Source organism: Scandinavium sp. NPDC088450 (assembly GCF_044900545.1).
Classification (GTDB): Bacteria; Pseudomonadota; Gammaproteobacteria; order Enterobacterales; family Enterobacteriaceae; genus Scandinavium.
In genome coordinates this window covers 67,069-84,051 of the sequence record NZ_JBJDNI010000011.1, presented here as the reverse complement: position 1 = coordinate 84,051, position 16,983 = coordinate 67,069, and the positions used below count along the sequence as shown (strand labels likewise).

Below are 16,983 nucleotides of genomic sequence, written 5' to 3'. Positions count from 1 at the left end.
GTGTCTGTGTTGTCGGGTGGCGCTTACGCTTACCCGACCTACGGGGCGGTGTCTGTGTTGTCGGGTGGCGCTTACGCTTACCCGACCTACGGGGCGATGTCTGTGTTGTCGGGTGGCGCTTATGCTTACCCGACCTACGGGGCGGTGTCTGTGTTGTCGGGTGGCGCTTACGCTTACCCGGCTTACGGGTCTTGCAGGCCGGGCAAACGCAGTGCCGCCCGGCAATAAACACAGCTCCGTGGCCGGAGGGACTTTACACCCATTCCCGGACTTGAATAAACTCACTCAAGGCAGCCTCCGGGCTGCCTTCTTCTGGCTGGTAGTTGTATTCCCAGCGCACCAGCGGCGGCATCGACATTAAAATCGACTCCGTGCGTCCGCCGGTTTGCAGGCCAAACAGCGTGCCGCGATCCCACACCAGATTGAATTCCACATAGCGTCCACGGCGATAGAGCTGGAAATCTCTCTCGCGCTCGCCATACGGCAGCTCTTTACGGCGCTCAACAATCGGCAGATAAGCTTCTGTGTAGCCCTGACCCACGGCCTGCATAAAGGCGAAGCAGTGGTCGAAATCTGGCGTATTCAGGTCGTCAAAGAACAGGCCGCCGATGCCGCGTTGTTCGTTGCGATGTTTCAGGAAGAAGTAGTCATCGCACCATTTTTTGTAGCGCGGATAGACGTCTTCACCAAACGGCTGGCAGAGATCTCGCGCCACGGTATGCCAGTGCACGGCGTCTTCCTCAAAGCCGTAATACGGCGTGAGGTCAAAGCCGCCGCCAAACCACCACACCGGATCGGCACCGGGTTTCTCCGCGATGAAGAAACGCACGTTGGCGTGGCTGGTGGGAACGTAAGGATTGCGTGGGTGCACAACCAGCGAAACGCCCATCGCTTCAAAGCTGCGGCCTGCCAGCTCGGGGCGATGCGCTGTTGCGGAGGCTGGCATGGCGTCACCATGCACATGGGAAAAGTTAACGCCAGCTTGTTCGAACACGCTGCCCTCGCGTAACACACGGCTACGCCCGCCGCCGCCGGCTTCACGCTGCCAGTTATCTTCGACAAAGCTGTGACCGTCTACGGCTTCAAGCTGCTGGCAAATCGCGTCCTGAAGGGAAAGTAAAAAGGCTTTTACCTGCTCGACATCGGGTTTCATTAACGTCTCTTCACATGCGCTTTCTGATTATCGAACCAGTTGAAATAGCTCACGATGCCGGAAGCAATCGCGTTAGCAATCTTCTGACGGAAGGCCGCCGTACCCAACAGTTTTTCTTCACCAGGGTTAGTGATAAACGAGGTTTCCACCAACACCGAAGGAATGGAAGGGGACTTCAGCACCACGAAAGCGGCCTGTTCTGTGCTGCGGCTGTGCAGTTTATGCACCGGCTTAATCTGCTTAAGGATATGCGATCCCAGCGTCAGGCTGTTTTTGATGGTGTCGGTTTGTACCAGATCGAACAAAACCTGCTGCAGCAGATGGTCTTTATCCAGGGCTTTTTTCCCGGCCAGTTCATCGGCGGCGTTCTCTTTATCGGAAAGATATTTCGCCATGGCGCTACTGGCGCCGCGGTTCGATAAAGCAAAGACAGAAGCCCCGGCGGCACTTGGGTTGGTGAAGCCATCCGCGTGGATGGACATAAACAGGTCTGCGCCGTGCTTGTGGGCGATTTCAACGCGATCGTAAAGCGGGATGAACGTGTCGCCGCTGCGGGTCAGACGGGCATCAATGCCGTGCCCGCGCAAAATGGAACGCACGTTTTTGGCAATCGCCAGCACCACGTGTTTCTCTTTTGATCCGTTGTGACCAATCGCGCCGGTATCAATACCGCCGTGGCCTGGATCGAGCATTACGATACGCTTTGCTCCGGCTTTTTTGGCAGCAGGTTTGCTGTGACCGTTGCTGGTTTTCAGCGTTTCTTCTTTAGCGATGGCTTTGGACATTCCTGACAAGGTCAGTGCGGCCAGCCCGGCTTTCAACACCTGACGGCGTGAAGCAAGTGTTTTTAGGGGTTTAAAAGTGCTCATGCGGCCTGAGTGGTAAAAAATTATGAGTCCATGTGTTATATCGTATCGTCTTTTCCGTTACGACAGCCCGTGTTGAGAATTGTTTTACTTTTCATTTCAATACGTGACAAACGCGTATTATGCCATTTTTTTGACCTCGATTGGTCAGATCTTGGATAATTCAGATGATCACGCCATAATCACTGTTTACTCGTTCAAAAAGATGGGCAATACCATGGAGATACGCGTTTTTCGCCAGTCCGATTTCGAAGAGGTTATTACGCTCTGGGAGCGTTGTGACCTGCTACGCCCGTGGAACGATCCTGAAATGGATATTGAGCGAAAACTTAACCATGACATCAGCCTGTTTTTGGTGGCAGAAGTCAACGGCGAAGTGGTCGGCTCGGTAATGGGCGGTTATGACGGCCATCGCGGCTCTGCTTATTACCTCGGCGTGCATCCTGAATACCGCGGTCGCGGCATTGCTAACGCGCTGCTCAATCGGCTCGAAAAGAAGCTGATTGCCCGCGGTTGCCCGAAACTGCAAATTATGGTGCGCGAAGATAACGACATGGTGCAAGGCATGTACGAACGCCTGGGCTACGAGCATGCTGATGTGGTGGTGCTCGGCAAACGCCTGATTGAAGATGAAGAATATTGATTTTCCTCTGTCGGCCTATGATGCCCACGGCCGGCTGAAGCTTCCGTTTCTGTTCTGGTGCATCCTGCTGCTACAGGCGCGAACCTGGGTGCTGTTCGTGATGGCCGCCGCCTCGCGTCAACAGGGCGATACGCTGCTCAATTTGTTTTATCCCGATCACGATAACTTCTGGCTGGGTTTGCTGCCGGGCGTCCCTGCGGTGGTGGCTTTTTTAGTCAGCGGCCGCCGATTCCAGCTTCCTCGTTTCTGGGCGCTGATGCGCTGGGCGTTGATACTTGCTCAAACGGCACTGCTGTTCTGGCAGCCTGTTTTGTGGCTTCAGGGTGAGCCTCTCTCCGGAACGGGTCTGGCGTTGGTTATTCTTGATGGTTTTGCCCTCTGGTGGCTGCTTGCCAACCGCCGTTTACGCGCTTGTTTTTCCCCGCATGAGGATTAATGGCACTTTTCTGCCATTCTGCACTCCAACAGGCGTTGCTTTGACATAGAAAGGACCTGGAATGAAATCAATGCGTTTATTGCTCTGTGCGCTTCCTCTGGCGTTGACCGGTTGTTCTACGCTCAGTTTTGTACACTGGTCTGCCGCCTATCCGTGGAACTGGTTTGGCTCCTCAACGGAAGTGACTGAGCAGGGCGTGGGCAAGCTCACTGCCAGCACGCCGCTGGATGAAGAAGCCATCAATGATGCGCTGAATGGCGACTATCGCCTGCGTAGCGGGATGAAAACCGACAACGGCAGCATCGTGAAGTATTTTGAAGCGCTGAAAGACGACAAAGTGGCGCTGATTGTGAATGGCGATGCGGGCACAATCAGCCGTGTCGATGTGATGGACAGCGACATCGCGGTTTCGGGTGGCGCGAAAGTCGGCACTCCGTTCAGCGACCTGTACAGCAAAGCGTATGAAAATTGCCAGAAAGGCAGCGGTGATGATGCGGCTGGCGTGGAGTGTAAGGCCAAAGACAGTCAGCATATCAGCTACTTATTCAGCGGAAGCTGGAGTGGCCCGCAGGACTTAATGCCGCCTGATGATTCCCTGAAAAACTGGAAAGTCAGCAAGATAATCTGGCGCCGTTAATTTGCGTCTGAGCAAGCCGCTGTAATGAAAAAGCGGGTACAATAGCCGCCATCAATGCCACGACGTCGTGGCATCTTTATTTCCAGGAGGAGCGATGTCTCAGGTTCAGAGCGGCATTTTGCCGGAACATTGCCGTGCGGCGATTTGGATTGAAGCCAATGTCAAAGGGGATGTGAATGCCCTGCGCGAGTGCAGCAAAATTTTCGCGGACAAACTGGCTTCTTTCGAAGCAAAATTCCCCGACGCGCATTTGGGCGCAGTGGTGGCTTTTGGTCATGATACCTGGCGTAGCCTGAGCGGCGGCGTTGGGGCTGAAGAGCTGAAGGATTTTGTCCCTTATGGCAAAGGCCTCGCACCTGCGACTCAGTATGATGTGCTGATCCACATTCTTTCCCTTCGCCACGATGTGAACTTCTCTGTCGCTCAGGCTGCGGTGGCTGCATTTGGTGATGCCATTGAAGTGAAAGAGGAAACTCACGGTTTCCGTTGGGTCGAAGAGCGTGACCTCAGTGGCTTTGTTGATGGTACTGAAAACCCGGCAGGTGAAGAAACGCGTCGTGATGTTGCGGTGATTGCTGATGGCGTGGATGCGGGCGGCAGCTACGTGTTCGTGCAGCGTTGGGAACACAATCTGAAGCAGCTCAACCGTATGAGCGTGCACGATCAGGAAATGATGATTGGCCGCACCAAAGAAGCCAACGAAGAGATTGACGGCGATGACCGGCCTGAAACTTCGCATCTGACCCGTGTTGACCTGAAAGAGAACGGCAAAGGGCTGAAGATTGTGCGTCAGAGCCTGCCGTACGGCACCGCAAGCGGCACTCATGGCCTGTACTTCTGCGCTTATTGCGCACGTTTGTACAACATTGAGCAGCAACTGCTGAGCATGTTTGGTGATACTGACGGTAAACGTGACGCGATGCTGCGCTTTACCAAACCGGTGACCGGTGGTTACTACTTCGCGCCTTCACTTGATAAGTTAATGGCGCTTTAAACCTTGTGGTGCCGGGCGGCGCTGCGCTTGCACTGGCCTGCAAAACCGTAGGCCCGGTAAGGCAACGCCGCCACCGGGCAATGCCTGATTACAACAACCCTTTATCCACAAACGTCTGGCGTGTCGCCACGTTCAGATCGTATTCGCCCAGTTTCTCCGGGCTGACCCACGCCACTGCCTGAAACTCTTCGTTAAACGTCACCTCGCGGTTCGCGCTGATGCAGTCGAACATCAGGTAGATCATGTAGATTTCTTCCTGGCTGCCGTCGGCATAGGTTTTGATGCGGGTGTCATCGCGGAAATGCCAGGGGGTAATGCGGGTTATTTCCAGCTTGTCACCGAGCTCTTCGCCGATTTCGCGCAGCAGCGCCTGTTCCATGGTTTCGCCGGGCTCCATGCCTCCCCCGGAAAGCGCCCATTGACCGGGGAAGACTCCCCGATCGTCAGCCATTTTGCACAGCAGGTACTCGCCGTTGTTCTGAATGATGGGGCAGACAATCGTCCTTTGGCGCATTTTAACGTTCCTCATTAGGGTTTTGCTTACTGTAACAAATCGGTCGCGGAAAGAACTCCGCCGATGCCTTATTCTCTTTTCAACTTCCAAATCACCAAACGGTATATAAAACCGTTACAGCTTTCATCCTCGTTATAAATATTATGACCATAAGATAGTCATCACATTTATAAGGGTTCGCAATGGCCGTTACATCACTGAAGAAAGGAACACTGGCGCTGGGCGTGTTGCTGCTGGCGGCACAAGCGCAGGCGACCGAACTGCTTAACAGCTCCTATGACGTGTCCCGTGAGCTGTTTGCGGCCCTTAATCCCCCGTTTGAGCAGCAGTGGGCGAAGGATAATGGTGGCGATAAGCTGACCATCAAGCAGTCTCATGCTGGTTCATCCAAGCAGGCGCTGGCGATTTTACAGGGGCTGAAAGCCGACGTGGTGACCTATAACCAGGTGACCGACGTACAAATTCTGCATGACCGAGGCAAGTTGATCCCGGCTGACTGGCAAAGCCGTTTGCCGAACAACAGCTCGCCATTCTATTCGACCATGGCGTTCCTGGTGCGCAAGGGCAACCCGAAGAATATTCATGACTGGAACGATCTGGTTCGTTCAGACGTTAAGCTCATTTTCCCGAATCCAAAAACTTCGGGTAACGCACGTTACACCTATCTGGCTGCGTGGGGCGCGGCGGCAAAAGCTGACGGCAACGATCAAGCCAAAACCGAACAGTTCATGACCCAGTTCCTGAAAAACGTTGAAGTGTTCGATACCGGCGGGCGCGGGGCGACCACCACCTTCGTCGAGCGTGGTCTGGGCGATGTGTTGATCACCTTTGAATCTGAAGTGAACAACATTCGTAAGCAGTATGAAGATCAGGGCTTCGAAGTCATCGTGCCGAAAACCAACATCCTGGCCGAGTTCCCGGTGACGTGGGTCGACAAAAACGTCAAAGCCAACGGCACCGAAAAAGCAGCAAAAGCGTATCTGACCTGGCTCTATAGCCCACAGGCACAGACCATCATCACCGACTATTACTACCGCGTGAACAACCCGCAGGTGATGGACAAACTGAAAGATAAATTCCCGCAAACGGACCTGTTCCGTGTGGAAGACCAGTTCGGCTCCTGGCCGGAGGTGATGAAAACCCATTTCGCCAGCGGTGGCGAGCTGGACAAGCTGTTAGCGGCGGGGCGTAAGTAATGTTTGCTGTCTCTTCCAGACGCGTGCTGCCGGGCTTCACCTTAAGCCTCGGCACCAGTCTGCTGTTCGTATGCCTGATTTTACTGCTGCCACTCAGCGCGCTGGTGATGCAACTGGCGCAGATGAGCTGGGCGCAATATTGGGACGTTATCACCAATCCTCAGGTGGTGGCGGCCTATAAAGTGACGCTGCTGTCTGCGTTTGTCGCTTCGATTTTTAATGGTGTGTTTGGCCTGTTGATGGCGTGGATACTGACGCGCTATCGCTTCCCGGGGCGTACGCTGCTGGATGCGCTGATGGATTTACCTTTTGCGCTGCCAACGGCAGTTGCGGGCCTGACGCTTGCATCGCTCTTTTCCGTGAACGGCTTTTACGGCGAATGGCTGGCGAAATTTGATATCAAAGTCACCTATACCTGGCTGGGTATCGCCGTAGCAATGGCGTTTACCAGCATTCCGTTTGTGGTGCGTACCGTTCAGCCAGTGCTGGAAGAATTAGGGCCGGAATACGAAGAAGCTGCGGAAACGCTCGGCGCGACGCGTATTCAGAGCTTCTGCAAAGTGGTGTTGCCGGAACTTTCCCCGGCGCTGCTGGCGGGCGTAGCACTCTCCTTCACCCGCAGTCTGGGCGAGTTTGGGGCCGTGATTTTTATCGCCGGGAACATCGCGTGGAAAACAGAAGTGACCTCGCTGATGATTTTCGTGCGTTTGCAGGAGTTTGATTATCCTGCGGCGAGCGCGATTGCCTCAGTGATTCTGGGTGCTTCGCTGCTGCTGCTGTTCTCAATTAACACCTTGCAGAGTCGCTTTGGTCGACGTGTGGTAGGTCACTGATGGCGGAAGTTACGCAATTGAAACGCTATGACGCGCCCCGCATCAACTGGGGCAAATGGTTTCTGATCGGCGCTGGAATGCTGGTATCAGCCTTCATTCTGCTGGTGCCGATGATTTATATCTTTGTGCAGGCGTTCAGCAAAGGGATCATGCCCGTCCTGCACAATCTGGCCGATCCCGACATGCTGCACGCCATTTGGCTGACACTGATGATCGCCCTGATAACCGTTCCGGTGAACCTGGTTTTCGGCACGTTGCTGGCATGGCTGGTGACGCGCTTTAACTTCCCGGGTCGCCAGTTACTGTTAACGCTGCTGGATATTCCTTTCGCGGTTTCGCCAGTGGTGGCGGGCCTGGTTTACTTGCTGTTCTACGGCTCCAACGGCCCCCTGGGCGGCTGGCTTGATGAGCATAACCTGCAAATCATGTTTGCCTGGCCGGGCATGGTACTGGCGACTATCTTCGTCACCTGTCCGTTTGTGGTTCGCGAGTTGGTGCCAGTGATGCTCAGCCAGGGCAGCCACGAAGACGAAGCGGCCATTTTGCTGGGCGCATCCGGCTGGCAGATGTTCCGCCGTGTGACGCTGCCGAACATTCGTTGGGCGCTGCTGTACGGCGTGGTCCTGACTAACGCGCGCGCCATCGGTGAATTCGGCGCGGTGTCAGTGGTGTCCGGTTCGATTCGAGGTGAGACGCTGTCGCTGCCATTGCAGATTGAATTACTTGAGCAGGATTACAACACCGTCGGTTCGTTTACCGCCGCGGCCCTGCTGACGTTATTGGCTATTTTGACCCTGTTTTTAAAGAGTATGCTGCAGTGGCGCCTGGAGAATCAGGAAAAACGCGCGCAGCAGGAGAAGCATCATGAGCATTGAGATTGCCAGTATTAAGAAGTCGTTCGGGCGCACCCAGGTGCTGAATGAAATCTCTCTGGATATTCCGTCGGGTCAGATGGTGGCGCTGCTTGGCCCATCGGGTTCGGGCAAAACCACGCTGCTGCGCATTATTGCCGGGCTGGAACACCAGACCAGCGGGCAGATTCGTTTTCACGGTACTGACGTTAGCCGCCTGCATGCACGCGATCGTAAAGTCGGTTTCGTGTTCCAGCACTACGCGTTGTTCCGCCATATGACGGTCTTCGACAACATCGCCTTTGGTCTGACAGTGCTGCCGCGTCGTGAACGCCCGAATGCCGCAGAAATCAAAGCGAAAGTCACCAAACTGCTGGAGATGGTGCAGCTGGCGCATTTGGCTGACCGTTACCCGGCGCAGCTTTCTGGCGGGCAGAAACAGCGTGTCGCACTGGCGCGTGCGTTGGCCGTTGAACCGCAAATTCTGCTGCTCGATGAGCCGTTTGGCGCGCTCGATGCTCAGGTGCGTAAAGAGCTTCGCCGCTGGCTGCGTCAACTGCATGAAGAGCTGAAGTTCACCAGCGTCTTCGTTACCCACGATCAGGAAGAAGCGATGGAAGTCGCCGACCGCGTGGTGGTGATGAGCCAGGGCAACATCGAACAGGTGGATGCGCCAGAGCAAGTCTGGCGTGAACCCGCGACCCGCTTTGTGCTTGAGTTTATGGGCGAAGTGAACCGTCTGAAAGGCACGATTCGCGGTGGTCAGTTCCATGTTGGTGCGCATCGCTGGCCGTTGGGCTATACGCCTGCCCATCAAGGCCCGGTGGATCTTTTCCTGCGCCCCTGGGAAGTGGATGTCAGCCGCCGCACCAGCCTGGACTCCCCGTTGCCGGTACAGGTGCTGGAAGCCAGCCCGAAAGGCCACTACACCCAACTGGTTGTCCAGCCGCTGGGCTGGTATGACGAACCGCTAACCGTCGTCATGCGTGACGATGCCCCGCAGCGCGGCGAACGCCTGTTTGTGGGCTTGCAGCATGCACGTTTGTATAACGGCAAAGAAAGAATCGAAGGTCTTGAAGGGATAGACAGTCTGGCTCTGGCAGAAACAGCCTGATTCTTTTTCTGACTCTGCATTTAAACCCACGTATAGCGTGGGTTTTTTTATGGGGACTTATTGTGATGAAGCTTGCGAGTAATGAAGAAAAATGATGGTAACGTCACAAGGAATTACGCCGTAATGCCATTGTCGCGTAATGACTTGGCATAACTATTCCTGTCTAATAAAACAATGCCACAAAGGAAAAATAGGTGTTAAGGGTAAGGATATAAACCACAACTTGCGGAGGGAATAATGGTCGACATCAAACAATGCGAAGATTTCTTTCCCTCTGAAGACCATGCTTTTTGTGTGTTTATGCTCAACAATCAAGCCATGGCCGATTTACATGGCCATGAATTTGATGAACTGGTTATTGTGCGCAGCGGTAGCGGGTTTCATATTGTTAACGATCATGCTGAAATGATCCGCCGTGGTGATTTCTTCTTTGTCACCGCAAATGACGTTCATTATTATGAATCGACCAGTGAACTCTCGCTTATCAATATATTGATTCATCGCCAGCGTGATTTTAAATATATCAAAAATATCGATGGAATGATTGAGAGCATCAGTAATCATACGCATCCCTTTTCTGATAGCTATCAGCCTCTGGCTGACGTGCCGTTAAATGCGATAGTTAGTCTTGCAGAAAATATCAGTCAGCGTCGGGATGACGCGTTTGATGCGCTGTATTTCTCCAGCACCGAGTCTTCATTCTTACAAATACTCACGATCCTGAGCCAAAGCATAACGGCGCCAAAACCGTCTCAGGTTGAGCCGAAAGGCAAAGTCTATCTGCTGGATCAGGTGCGGCAGAATTATGCCCAGGAGATCAACTGGAAAAGTGTCTGCGAAGAAGGTGGATTTGCCATTCGCACGCTGTACCGTTTTTTCCATGAAATGACCGGGCAGACGCCCGAGAAATTTCAGCAGGTGTATCGCTTGTTGAAAGCACAAGAGTTATTGCGAACCACGGATATCCCGGTGAGCCGTATTGCGACGTCGTGTGGATTTTCTAATCCTCCACGATTGACCGAAGCTTATCGCCGCCATTTCCAGCGTACCCCCTCACAGGAACGACAGCTGAGTTTATCCGTGCAGCCTGATACATGATGGGTTAACACATTTTAGCTTTAAACCCCTTAAAGCTTTTCAGGCTTTGAGTTGGCTTAATGTTGTCTTTTGTATCGAGAGTGATGTTCAGTTTTTTCATTCAGGAGTCTGTTTATTTATTACATAACATAAATGGAGTAATGATTATGCCTGAGATAAAACAGCCTAACCCCTGGTATATTGGCGTGGTTTCCGGGATGGCTTCTTATATTGACTCGGCGGCAATTGTTTCGAACGGGACGGCTCTGGTTATTTATCAAAAAGCGCTGGGAACGACATCGGCTGAAATTGGTATTCTTTCCGGAGTGCTGACACTTTGCATTGCGCTGGGCGCGTTTTTAGGCGGCCGCCTGGGCGATTATTATGGGCGACGAAACGTTTTTATTATCACCATGGCAATGGTCCTCGCGGGCTCTTTGTTATTAGCGTTTAGCGCCTCATTCTCTTTATTGCTGGTCGGCACCCTTCTGGTAGGGCTCGCTACTGGGGCCGATCTCCCTGTGTCACTGGCGACCATCTCTGAAGCCGCAACGGAGAAAAATCGCGGCAAAATCCTGGGCTTGTCGAACTTACTTTGGTTTGCCGGTATTTGTTCAACCATGGCGATATCCGCGTTAGTGGGCGGTTGGGGGAAAACGGGCGCACAAATTCTGTATCTGCATGTCGGCGTTGTGGCCGCCATTTTGTTGGTGCTGCGCTGGTCGCTGCCGGAATCTTCTGTCTGGTTAATCGCCCGCCAGGAACGCCTAAGCGGGAAAGCGACGGTGCGCGCGCAAAAGAATTCCTATGCGGATTTAATTCGCGGAAAGTACCTGTGGCCGCTGGTGGCTCTCTGTTTGTTTTATATGTTTACCAATCTTGCCGCTAACACAGGAGGCCAATTTGGCGCTTATGTGGCGGTGAATGTGGTCGGCATTAGCGTTGAAAAGAACGCGCTGTGGAATTTACTGCTGATGCCCGTGGGTGTGCTGTCCGGGCTGCTGTTTATGAAAATGGTCGACACCGAAAAAAGAATGCTGGTGTTTATTATCGGCGCCTGCTTTTTCTCCGGGGGTTTCTTTATGCCTGTGCTGCTGCACTTTTCGCCGGTGTCGTGGTTCTGCTTTTTGCTCTTTACCGCGATAGGCAGCGGGATGGCATTTGAAGGCATCATGAAGGTCTGGTCGCAGGAATCCTTCCCTACCATGCTGCGTGCCACCGCTCAGGGTGCCATTGTCGGTCTGGCACGCCTGACCTGCGGCATTCTGGCCTTTGTCACTCCGGTACTGCTCGATGCAGGCCCAGTCATTCTCTACACCCTTCTTTCAGCCATTGTGGCCTTCGGCATGTTGATTGGCTGGCTCTGTTTCCATGGCAAGTCACGTAACGAATTTTTGAGCGAATCGCAGACGGTTGAGGAAGCCACCGCAGACATCATGCCGGTATCGGCTCAGCCCTCTTCACCCCATTAATGTACCCGCAAGGAGAATTGAATCATGCTGTCAGTCAGTCAACTCACTCTGAATGGTGAACCGGCGTTAACCGGCGTGGAAAGGCTGCCGCTCATCGGCTGGAAAATAGAGAGCACTCGCCGCAATGTGTTGCAGCAATCGTGGCAGTTGCAGTGCAGTACTCGCGCCGATTTCTCAGCGCTGGTTTTTGATAGTGGCGTCGTCAACAGTGAGGAATCCAATAACATTGAGTTGAGCGAATTCCTCCTTCAGCCTTCCACCCGTTATTTTCTGCGGGTGCGCATCACCGACAACCACGGTGAAAGCAGCGGGTGGAGCCCGGAAGCACCGTTCGTCACCGGGGTGATGAATTGTGCCTGGAAAGGCGAATTTATCTCAGCAGAAACGCCGCAGGATAAGGCGAATTCGAAAGGGACTTTGCTGCGAAAAGCGTTTTCAGTGGCAGCGGAAAAGAAGGTGGCTTCTGCTTTTGTGCATGCCACAGCATTAGGCATTTATCAGCTCTTCCTGAATGGGGAGCGGGTAGGCACGGATGAACTGACGCCGGGCTGGACCAGCTATCAGCACCATCTTTTGTACCAGACTTACGATGTGACGGCGTTGCTGAACAGCGGCGATAACGTTGTGGGGGCTGAACTGGGGGCGGGCTGGTTCAAAGGAGATATGGGATTCAGCCGTCATCGCAATTACTACGGAGAGCAAACCGCGCTGCTGTGCCAACTGGTGATTCAGTACGAAGACGGCAGCGAGCAATGTGTGGTTAGCGACCTTTCATGGCGTAGCAGCGACTCCGCACGCCAGTTTGCCGAAATCTACGATGGTGAACGCTATGACGCCACTTTGGCGCAGCCGGGCTGGCAACGGTCGGGTTTTAATGATTCGGACTGGCGTCATGTTTCCCAGATTCATTGGGATAAAAAAACACTGGTTGCACAGGGCGCTGGCACTGTCAAACAGATTGAGCGTCTCCCTGTTGCGGCCCTGATTGTGACGCCGCAGGGTGACAAGGTGCTGGATTTCGGCCAGAACATGAGCGGCTGGGTGGAGTTTCGGGTGAGAGGGAAACCTGGCGATAAAGTGGTGTTACGCCATTTTGAAGCGCTGGATGCCAGCGGCAATGTCTATCTCGACAATCTGCGCAGTGCGAAGCAGCTCGTGGAATACACGCTGAAAGGTGAGGGGGAGGAAGTCTGGCATCCTCGTTTTAGCTGGCAGGGCTTTCGTTATGTGAAAGTTGAGCGTTTCCCGGGTGAACTCAATCCGAATCATTTTACGGCGATTGTCATCCATTCTGCGATGGAGGCTACCGGGCAGTTTGCCTGCTCAAATCCGGATTTGAATCAGCTGCACCACAACATTCTTTGGGGACTGAAAGGCAATTTTGTCGATGTCCCGACTGATTGCCCGCAGCGAGATGAACGTTTGGGCTGGACGGGCGATGCGCAAATCTTCTGCCGAACCGCCAGCTACCTGATGCAAACCCGCACCTTTTTTGCCAAATGGCTGACGGACCTCAAGCATGACCAGACGCCAGAGGGCGGCGTGCCGCATGTGATCCCCGATATTCTGACCGGGCATTGCGATCACGATAAATTCCTCGCGGAAGGCGGAACGCACTCAGCCACGGGCTGGGCGGACGCAGCGGTGATCAATCCGTGGACGATGTACCTGATGTATGGCGACAAGCGCATCCTGCAAAACCAGTATGTCAGCATGAAAGGCTGGGTCGATTTTATGCGGGCTCATGCGGACAACGATATCTGGCGCTACAAGCTACAGTTTGGCGACTGGGTGGCGCTGGACGCTCAGGAAGGAAGCTACTTCGGTGCTACGCCGGAGGATTTGCTCTGCACGGCCTATTACGCCTTATCAACGTCGCTGCTGGCTAAAACGGCAAAAGTGTTGGGCAACGAAGAAGACCATCAGTATTACAGTGCGTTGCAGACCATAATCGTGGAGCGCTTCCAGGAACGTTTCTTCACTGCAAAAGGCGATTTGACGGCTCAGACCCAAACTGCACACATTGTTGCGCTCTGTTTCGATCTAACGCCTGTTGCCTTCCGGCAACGTACAGCGGATCGGTTGGTGGCGCTGCTCCATGAGCATGACGGGCATCTGGTGACAGGTTTTCTCGGCACACCTTATTTTTGCCACGCGCTTAGCCAGAACGGGAAGGCGAAAGAGGCCTGGGCATTGTTGCTGAAAGACGATTTTCCGTCCTGGCTGTATCAGGTAAAAGCTGGAGCAACGACGGTGTGGGAGCACTGGGATGGCATCAAGCCAGACGGTTCCATGTGGAGCCCGGACATGAACTCGTTTAACCATTACGCTTATGGCGCGGTGGGGGAATGGTTGTATCGAACTGTCGCGGGAATCGAGGCCGATGAATCAGCGCCAGGCTTTAAGCATGCGATCATTTCGCCGCTGCCCGGCGGCAGGCTGAATTGGGTTGATGCAAGCTACGAGTCAATGTATGGCGAGATTGCCGTGAAGTGGCAAGCCATTGAGGGCAAGGTTGTCCTGTCTTTCCGCATTCCGGCGAACACCACAGCAACGGTGAAATTGCAGGCTGTTAAAGAGATGGGTCAGTCCGAAGGGCTGGAATTTAGCCATTCTGAATTGGGCTGGTCGGCAACCGCGGGGTCGGGGGAATACCGTATCGACTATTTGCCCGATGATTCAGTAGACCTGACTTACTCAGACTGATAGTTTTATTGCATCCTGATGTTGCCGGGTGGCGCTTCGCTGACCCGGCCTACAAATAAGAACATTATTTTGTAGGCCCGACTTGTAGGCCCGGCAAGTGCTAGCACCGCCGGGCAATCGCGACCGGGCTTTTTTATTGGAATGCAGAAGTGACGACATTAGAAAACACCATCGGCAACACCCCGTTAGTGAAACTCCAGCGTATGGCTCCCGACAACGGCAGTGAAGTGTGGGTCAAACTCGAAGGGAATAATCCTGCCGGTTCAGTCAAAGACAGGGCCGCGCTTTCGATGATTGTCCAGGCTGAAAAACGCGGTGAAATCTCGCCGGGCGACGTGTTAATCGAAGCGACCAGCGGCAATACTGGCATCGCGTTGGCGATGATTGCGGCGCTGAAAGGCTATCGCATGAAGCTGTTGATGCCGGACAACATGAGCCAGGAACGCCGGGCTGCCATGCGTGCGTATGGTGCAGAGCTGATTCTGGTCAGCAAAGAGCAGGGCATGGAAGGGGCGCGTGATTTAGCGCTGGCGATGGCGGAACGCGGTGAAGGCAAACTTCTCGATCAGTTTAACAATCCTGATAACCCCTACGCGCATTACACCACAACTGGCCCAGAAATCTGGCAACAGACGGCGGAACGCCTCACCCATTTTGTGTCCAGTATGGGCACCACCGGCACCATCACCGGCGTGTCTCGTTTCCTGCGCGAACAAAGCAAAAAAGTCACTATTGTGGGCTTGCAGCCGGAAGAGGGCAGCAGCATTCCAGGCATCCGCCGCTGGCCAGCGGAATATATGCCGGGGATCTTTAATGCCGCGCTGGTGGATGAAGTCATGGATATTCATCAGCGTGACGCGGAAAATACCATGCGTGAACTGGCGGTGCGTGAAGGTATCTTCTGTGGCGTGAGCTCGGGCGGTGCGGTAGCCGGGGCGCTACGCGTGGCGCAGGCGAACCCGGGCGCAGTGGTAGTGGCGATCATTTGCGATCGCGGAGACCGTTATCTGTCGACCGGCGTGTTTGGTGAAGAGAGTTACAGTCAAGGGGCGGGGATTTAACAGCCATGGAAATGATTCTATTTCGGGACAAGACCCGAGCGCAGCAGGCCGACATTGTGGCTGTGCAATCTCAGGTGGTGTACGGCAGCGTAGGCAACAGCGTGGCGGTGCCTAACATCAAACAGCATCATTTGAATGTGCTGGCGGTGCCAACGGTTCTGTTTAGCAACACGCCGCATTACGACACCTTTTATGGTGGTGTGATCCCTGATGAGTGGTTTAGCGGGTATTTGCAGGCGCTGGAAGAGCGTGATGCGCTGCGTGAGCTGAAAGCCGTCACCACAGGATATATGGGAAGCGCGAGCCAGATTGCGCTGTTGGCAAAGTGGCTGAAGTCTATGCGGGAAAAACATCCACAGATGATGATTCTGGTCGATCCGGTGATTGGCGATACCGACAGCGGCGTGTATGTGAAACCAGAAATTCCGCAGGCCTATTGCGACCATTTGTTGCCCTTGGCTCAGGGGATTACGCCGAACGTCTTCGAACTTGGCGTGCTGAGCGGTAAACCTTGCGATACGCTGGAAAACGCGATTGAAGCGGCAAAAAGTTTGCTCTCCGATACGCTCAAATGGGTCGCCATTACCAGCGCCCCCGTTCCTGGCGATAACGATATTCACGTGGTGCTGGTCACTGCGGAGAGCGTCGATGTTAGCGCTTACCCACGCGTAGCCACAGACTTAAAGGGAACCGGCGATCTGTTCTGCTCTGAGCTCATTAGCCATGTCGTGAAGGGGAAATCGTTGCAGGATGCGGTGCGTGCCGCAGGAAACCGCGTGGTTGATGTGATGGGATATACGTTACAGAAAGGCTATGACGAACTGATTCTGCCGCCTCGTTAACGTCTTCCTTTCTGGAAATAAAAATGGCGCCCGAAGGCGCCATTTTTCTGTGCGGCAAGAATTACTTCTTGATGCGGATAACCGGGGTCTCGCCCACAGTCACGCTACCAGACAGTTTGATCAGCTCTTTGATCTCATCCATGTTGGAGATAACAACCGGGGTCAGGGTAGACTTGGCTTTCTCTTCCAGCAGAGGCAGATCGAACTCGATAACCGGATCGCCAACTTTGACACGCTGGCCTTCTTCCGCGATACGTTTGAAACCTTCGCCTTTCAGTTCAACGGTGTCGATACCGAAGTGAACGAACAGCTCAATACCACTGTCGGACTCAATAGAGAACGCATGGTTGGTTTCAAAGATTTTACCGATAGTCCCATCAACCGGCGCAACCATTTTGTTGCCGGTCGGTTTGATAGCAATGCCATCGCCCACGATTTTCTCAGCAAAAACAACATCCGGCACGTCTTCGATGTTGACGATCTCGCCAGAGAGTGGCGCAACAATCTCAATAGTTCCGGTGTCTTTCTTATCATCAGAAACCAGAGATTTCAGTTTATCGAACAAACCCATGATCTTCTCCTAAGCAG

18 protein-coding genes are annotated in these 16,983 nt (G+C 53.7%); 14 read left to right on the top strand and 4 right to left on the bottom strand.

Annotation, left to right across the window (positions count from 1 at the left end; translation table 11 throughout):
• Positions 1 to 228, top strand: a 228-nt coding sequence (locus tag ACI2I2_RS12205) for a hypothetical protein (protein ID WP_404658142.1), incomplete at its 5' end; no start/stop codon positions are given.
• A gap of 25 nt (positions 229 to 253) precedes the next feature.
• Here the strand turns inward: ACI2I2_RS12205 and hemF are convergent.
• Together hemF and amiA are read right to left on the bottom strand one after the other, a co-directional pair.
• Positions 254 to 1,153, bottom strand: a complete 900-nt coding sequence (gene hemF, locus ACI2I2_RS12200; protein WP_404658141.1) for an oxygen-dependent coproporphyrinogen oxidase — start codon at positions 1,151 to 1,153, stop codon at positions 254 to 256.
• Complete coding sequence (gene amiA, locus ACI2I2_RS12195) at positions 1,153 to 2,022, bottom strand: N-acetylmuramoyl-L-alanine amidase AmiA (protein ID WP_404658140.1); 870 nt, start codon at positions 2,020 to 2,022, stop codon at positions 1,153 to 1,155. Before amiA ends, hemF begins: the two co-directional genes overlap by 1 nt.
• A gap of 214 nt (positions 2,023 to 2,236) precedes the next feature.
• Between amiA and ACI2I2_RS12190 the strand changes: the two genes are divergently transcribed.
• From ACI2I2_RS12190 to ACI2I2_RS12175, 4 genes are all read left to right on the top strand, one after another.
• Entirely contained in the window at positions 2,237 to 2,662 is a 426-nt protein-coding gene (locus ACI2I2_RS12190) for a GNAT family acetyltransferase (protein WP_404658139.1), read from the top strand.
• Complete coding sequence (locus ACI2I2_RS12185; protein ID WP_404658138.1) at positions 2,649 to 3,098, top strand: DUF2919 domain-containing protein; 450 nt, start codon at positions 2,649 to 2,651, stop codon at positions 3,096 to 3,098. Before ACI2I2_RS12190 ends, ACI2I2_RS12185 begins: the two co-directional genes overlap by 14 nt.
• A gap of 61 nt (positions 3,099 to 3,159) precedes the next feature.
• On the top strand, positions 3,160 to 3,735 hold the full coding sequence (locus tag ACI2I2_RS12180) for an RpoE-regulated lipoprotein (protein WP_404658137.1): 576 nt from the start codon (positions 3,160 to 3,162) through the stop codon (positions 3,733 to 3,735).
• Between the two features lie 94 nt (positions 3,736 to 3,829).
• The gene (locus ACI2I2_RS12175; RefSeq protein ID WP_404658136.1) at positions 3,830 to 4,729 is read left to right on the top strand and encodes a Dyp-type peroxidase; all 900 of its coding nucleotides are present in this window, start codon (positions 3,830 to 3,832) and stop codon (positions 4,727 to 4,729) included.
• Between the two features lie 88 nt (positions 4,730 to 4,817).
• Here ACI2I2_RS12175 and nudI read toward each other — a convergent pair whose 3' ends face one another.
• Positions 4,818 to 5,243 carry a nucleoside triphosphatase NudI gene (gene nudI / locus ACI2I2_RS12170; RefSeq protein ID WP_404658135.1) on the bottom strand — a complete coding sequence of 142 codons (426 nt, stop codon included), beginning with the start codon at positions 5,241 to 5,243 and terminating at the stop codon, positions 4,818 to 4,820.
• A gap of 182 nt (positions 5,244 to 5,425) precedes the next feature.
• Here nudI and ACI2I2_RS12165 point away from each other — a divergent pair, with 182 nt between their 5' ends.
• The 9 genes from ACI2I2_RS12165 to pdxK all read left to right on the top strand — a co-directional run bounded on the left by ACI2I2_RS12165 (position 5,426) and on the right by pdxK (position 16,395).
• Entirely contained in the window at positions 5,426 to 6,439 is a 1,014-nt protein-coding gene (locus ACI2I2_RS12165) for a sulfate ABC transporter substrate-binding protein (protein ID WP_330982944.1), read from the top strand.
• A complete protein-coding gene (cysT, locus tag ACI2I2_RS12160; RefSeq protein ID WP_330982943.1) occupies positions 6,439 to 7,272 on the top strand; it encodes a sulfate/thiosulfate ABC transporter permease CysT in 834 nt (277 codons plus the stop codon). The genes ACI2I2_RS12165 and cysT overlap by 1 nt, the downstream gene beginning before the upstream one ends.
• Complete coding sequence (cysW, locus tag ACI2I2_RS12155) at positions 7,272 to 8,147, top strand: sulfate/thiosulfate ABC transporter permease CysW (RefSeq protein ID WP_404658134.1); 876 nt, start codon at positions 7,272 to 7,274, stop codon at positions 8,145 to 8,147. The genes cysT and cysW overlap by 1 nt, the downstream gene beginning before the upstream one ends.
• Positions 8,137 to 9,237: a sulfate/thiosulfate ABC transporter ATP-binding protein CysA gene (cysA, locus tag ACI2I2_RS12150; protein ID WP_404658133.1), complete on the top strand. Its 1,101-nt coding sequence runs from the start codon at positions 8,137 to 8,139 to the stop codon at positions 9,235 to 9,237. Before cysW ends, cysA begins: the two co-directional genes overlap by 11 nt.
• 237 nt (positions 9,238 to 9,474) lie before the next feature.
• Positions 9,475 to 10,335 carry a helix-turn-helix domain-containing protein gene (locus ACI2I2_RS12145; protein WP_404658131.1) on the top strand — a complete coding sequence of 287 codons (861 nt, stop codon included), beginning with the start codon at positions 9,475 to 9,477 and terminating at the stop codon, positions 10,333 to 10,335.
• A 146-nt stretch (positions 10,336 to 10,481) separates the two neighbouring features.
• The gene (locus ACI2I2_RS12140) at positions 10,482 to 11,786 is read left to right on the top strand and encodes an MFS transporter (RefSeq protein WP_404658130.1); all 1,305 of its coding nucleotides are present in this window, start codon (positions 10,482 to 10,484) and stop codon (positions 11,784 to 11,786) included.
• A gap of 24 nt (positions 11,787 to 11,810) precedes the next feature.
• Positions 11,811 to 14,492 carry a glycoside hydrolase family 78 protein gene (locus tag ACI2I2_RS12135; RefSeq protein ID WP_404658129.1) on the top strand — a complete coding sequence of 894 codons (2,682 nt, stop codon included), beginning with the start codon at positions 11,811 to 11,813 and terminating at the stop codon, positions 14,490 to 14,492.
• A 149-nt stretch (positions 14,493 to 14,641) separates the two neighbouring features.
• Positions 14,642 to 15,553: a cysteine synthase CysM gene (cysM, locus tag ACI2I2_RS12130; protein WP_330982938.1), complete on the top strand. Its 912-nt coding sequence runs from the start codon at positions 14,642 to 14,644 to the stop codon at positions 15,551 to 15,553.
• A gap of 5 nt (positions 15,554 to 15,558) precedes the next feature.
• Positions 15,559 to 16,395, top strand: coding sequence for a pyridoxine/pyridoxal/pyridoxamine kinase (gene pdxK, locus ACI2I2_RS12125; protein WP_404658128.1), 837 nt, complete (start codon positions 15,559 to 15,561; stop codon positions 16,393 to 16,395).
• A 61-nt stretch (positions 16,396 to 16,456) separates the two neighbouring features.
• Here pdxK and crr read toward each other — a convergent pair whose 3' ends face one another.
• Entirely contained in the window at positions 16,457 to 16,966 is a 510-nt protein-coding gene (gene crr / locus ACI2I2_RS12120; RefSeq protein ID WP_000522253.1) for a PTS glucose transporter subunit IIA, read from the bottom strand.
• Positions 16,967 to 16,983 lie beyond the last annotated feature (17 nt).

Bases quoted from the DNA above. Each gene is read 5' to 3' on its own strand.
- cysT (WP_330982943.1), top strand. From the start codon at position 6,439: ATGTTTGCTGTCTCTTCCAGACGCGTGCTGCCGGGCTTCACCTTAAGC.
- amiA (WP_404658140.1), bottom strand. From the start codon at position 2,022: ATGAGCACTTTTAAACCCCTAAAAACACTTGCTTCACGCCGTCAGGTG.
- ACI2I2_RS12180 (WP_404658137.1), top strand. From the start codon at position 3,160: ATGAAATCAATGCGTTTATTGCTCTGTGCGCTTCCTCTGGCGTTGACC.
- ACI2I2_RS12175 (WP_404658136.1), top strand. From the start codon at position 3,830: ATGTCTCAGGTTCAGAGCGGCATTTTGCCGGAACATTGCCGTGCGGCG.
- crr (WP_000522253.1), bottom strand. From the start codon at position 16,966: ATGGGTTTGTTCGATAAACTGAAATCTCTGGTTTCTGATGATAAGAAA.
- ACI2I2_RS12190 (WP_404658139.1), top strand. From the start codon at position 2,237: ATGGAGATACGCGTTTTTCGCCAGTCCGATTTCGAAGAGGTTATTACG.
- pdxK (WP_404658128.1), top strand. From the start codon at position 15,559: ATGGAAATGATTCTATTTCGGGACAAGACCCGAGCGCAGCAGGCCGAC.
- ACI2I2_RS12165 (WP_330982944.1), top strand. From the start codon at position 5,426: ATGGCCGTTACATCACTGAAGAAAGGAACACTGGCGCTGGGCGTGTTG.
- hemF (WP_404658141.1), bottom strand. From the start codon at position 1,153: ATGAAACCCGATGTCGAGCAGGTAAAAGCCTTTTTACTTTCCCTTCAG.
- nudI (WP_404658135.1), bottom strand. From the start codon at position 5,243: ATGCGCCAAAGGACGATTGTCTGCCCCATCATTCAGAACAACGGCGAG.
- ACI2I2_RS12185 (WP_404658138.1), top strand. From the start codon at position 2,649: ATGAAGAATATTGATTTTCCTCTGTCGGCCTATGATGCCCACGGCCGG.
- cysA (WP_404658133.1), top strand. From the start codon at position 8,137: ATGAGCATTGAGATTGCCAGTATTAAGAAGTCGTTCGGGCGCACCCAG.
- cysW (WP_404658134.1), top strand. From the start codon at position 7,272: ATGGCGGAAGTTACGCAATTGAAACGCTATGACGCGCCCCGCATCAAC.
- ACI2I2_RS12135 (WP_404658129.1), top strand. From the start codon at position 11,811: ATGCTGTCAGTCAGTCAACTCACTCTGAATGGTGAACCGGCGTTAACC.
- ACI2I2_RS12145 (WP_404658131.1), top strand. From the start codon at position 9,475: ATGGTCGACATCAAACAATGCGAAGATTTCTTTCCCTCTGAAGACCAT.
- ACI2I2_RS12140 (WP_404658130.1), top strand. From the start codon at position 10,482: ATGCCTGAGATAAAACAGCCTAACCCCTGGTATATTGGCGTGGTTTCC.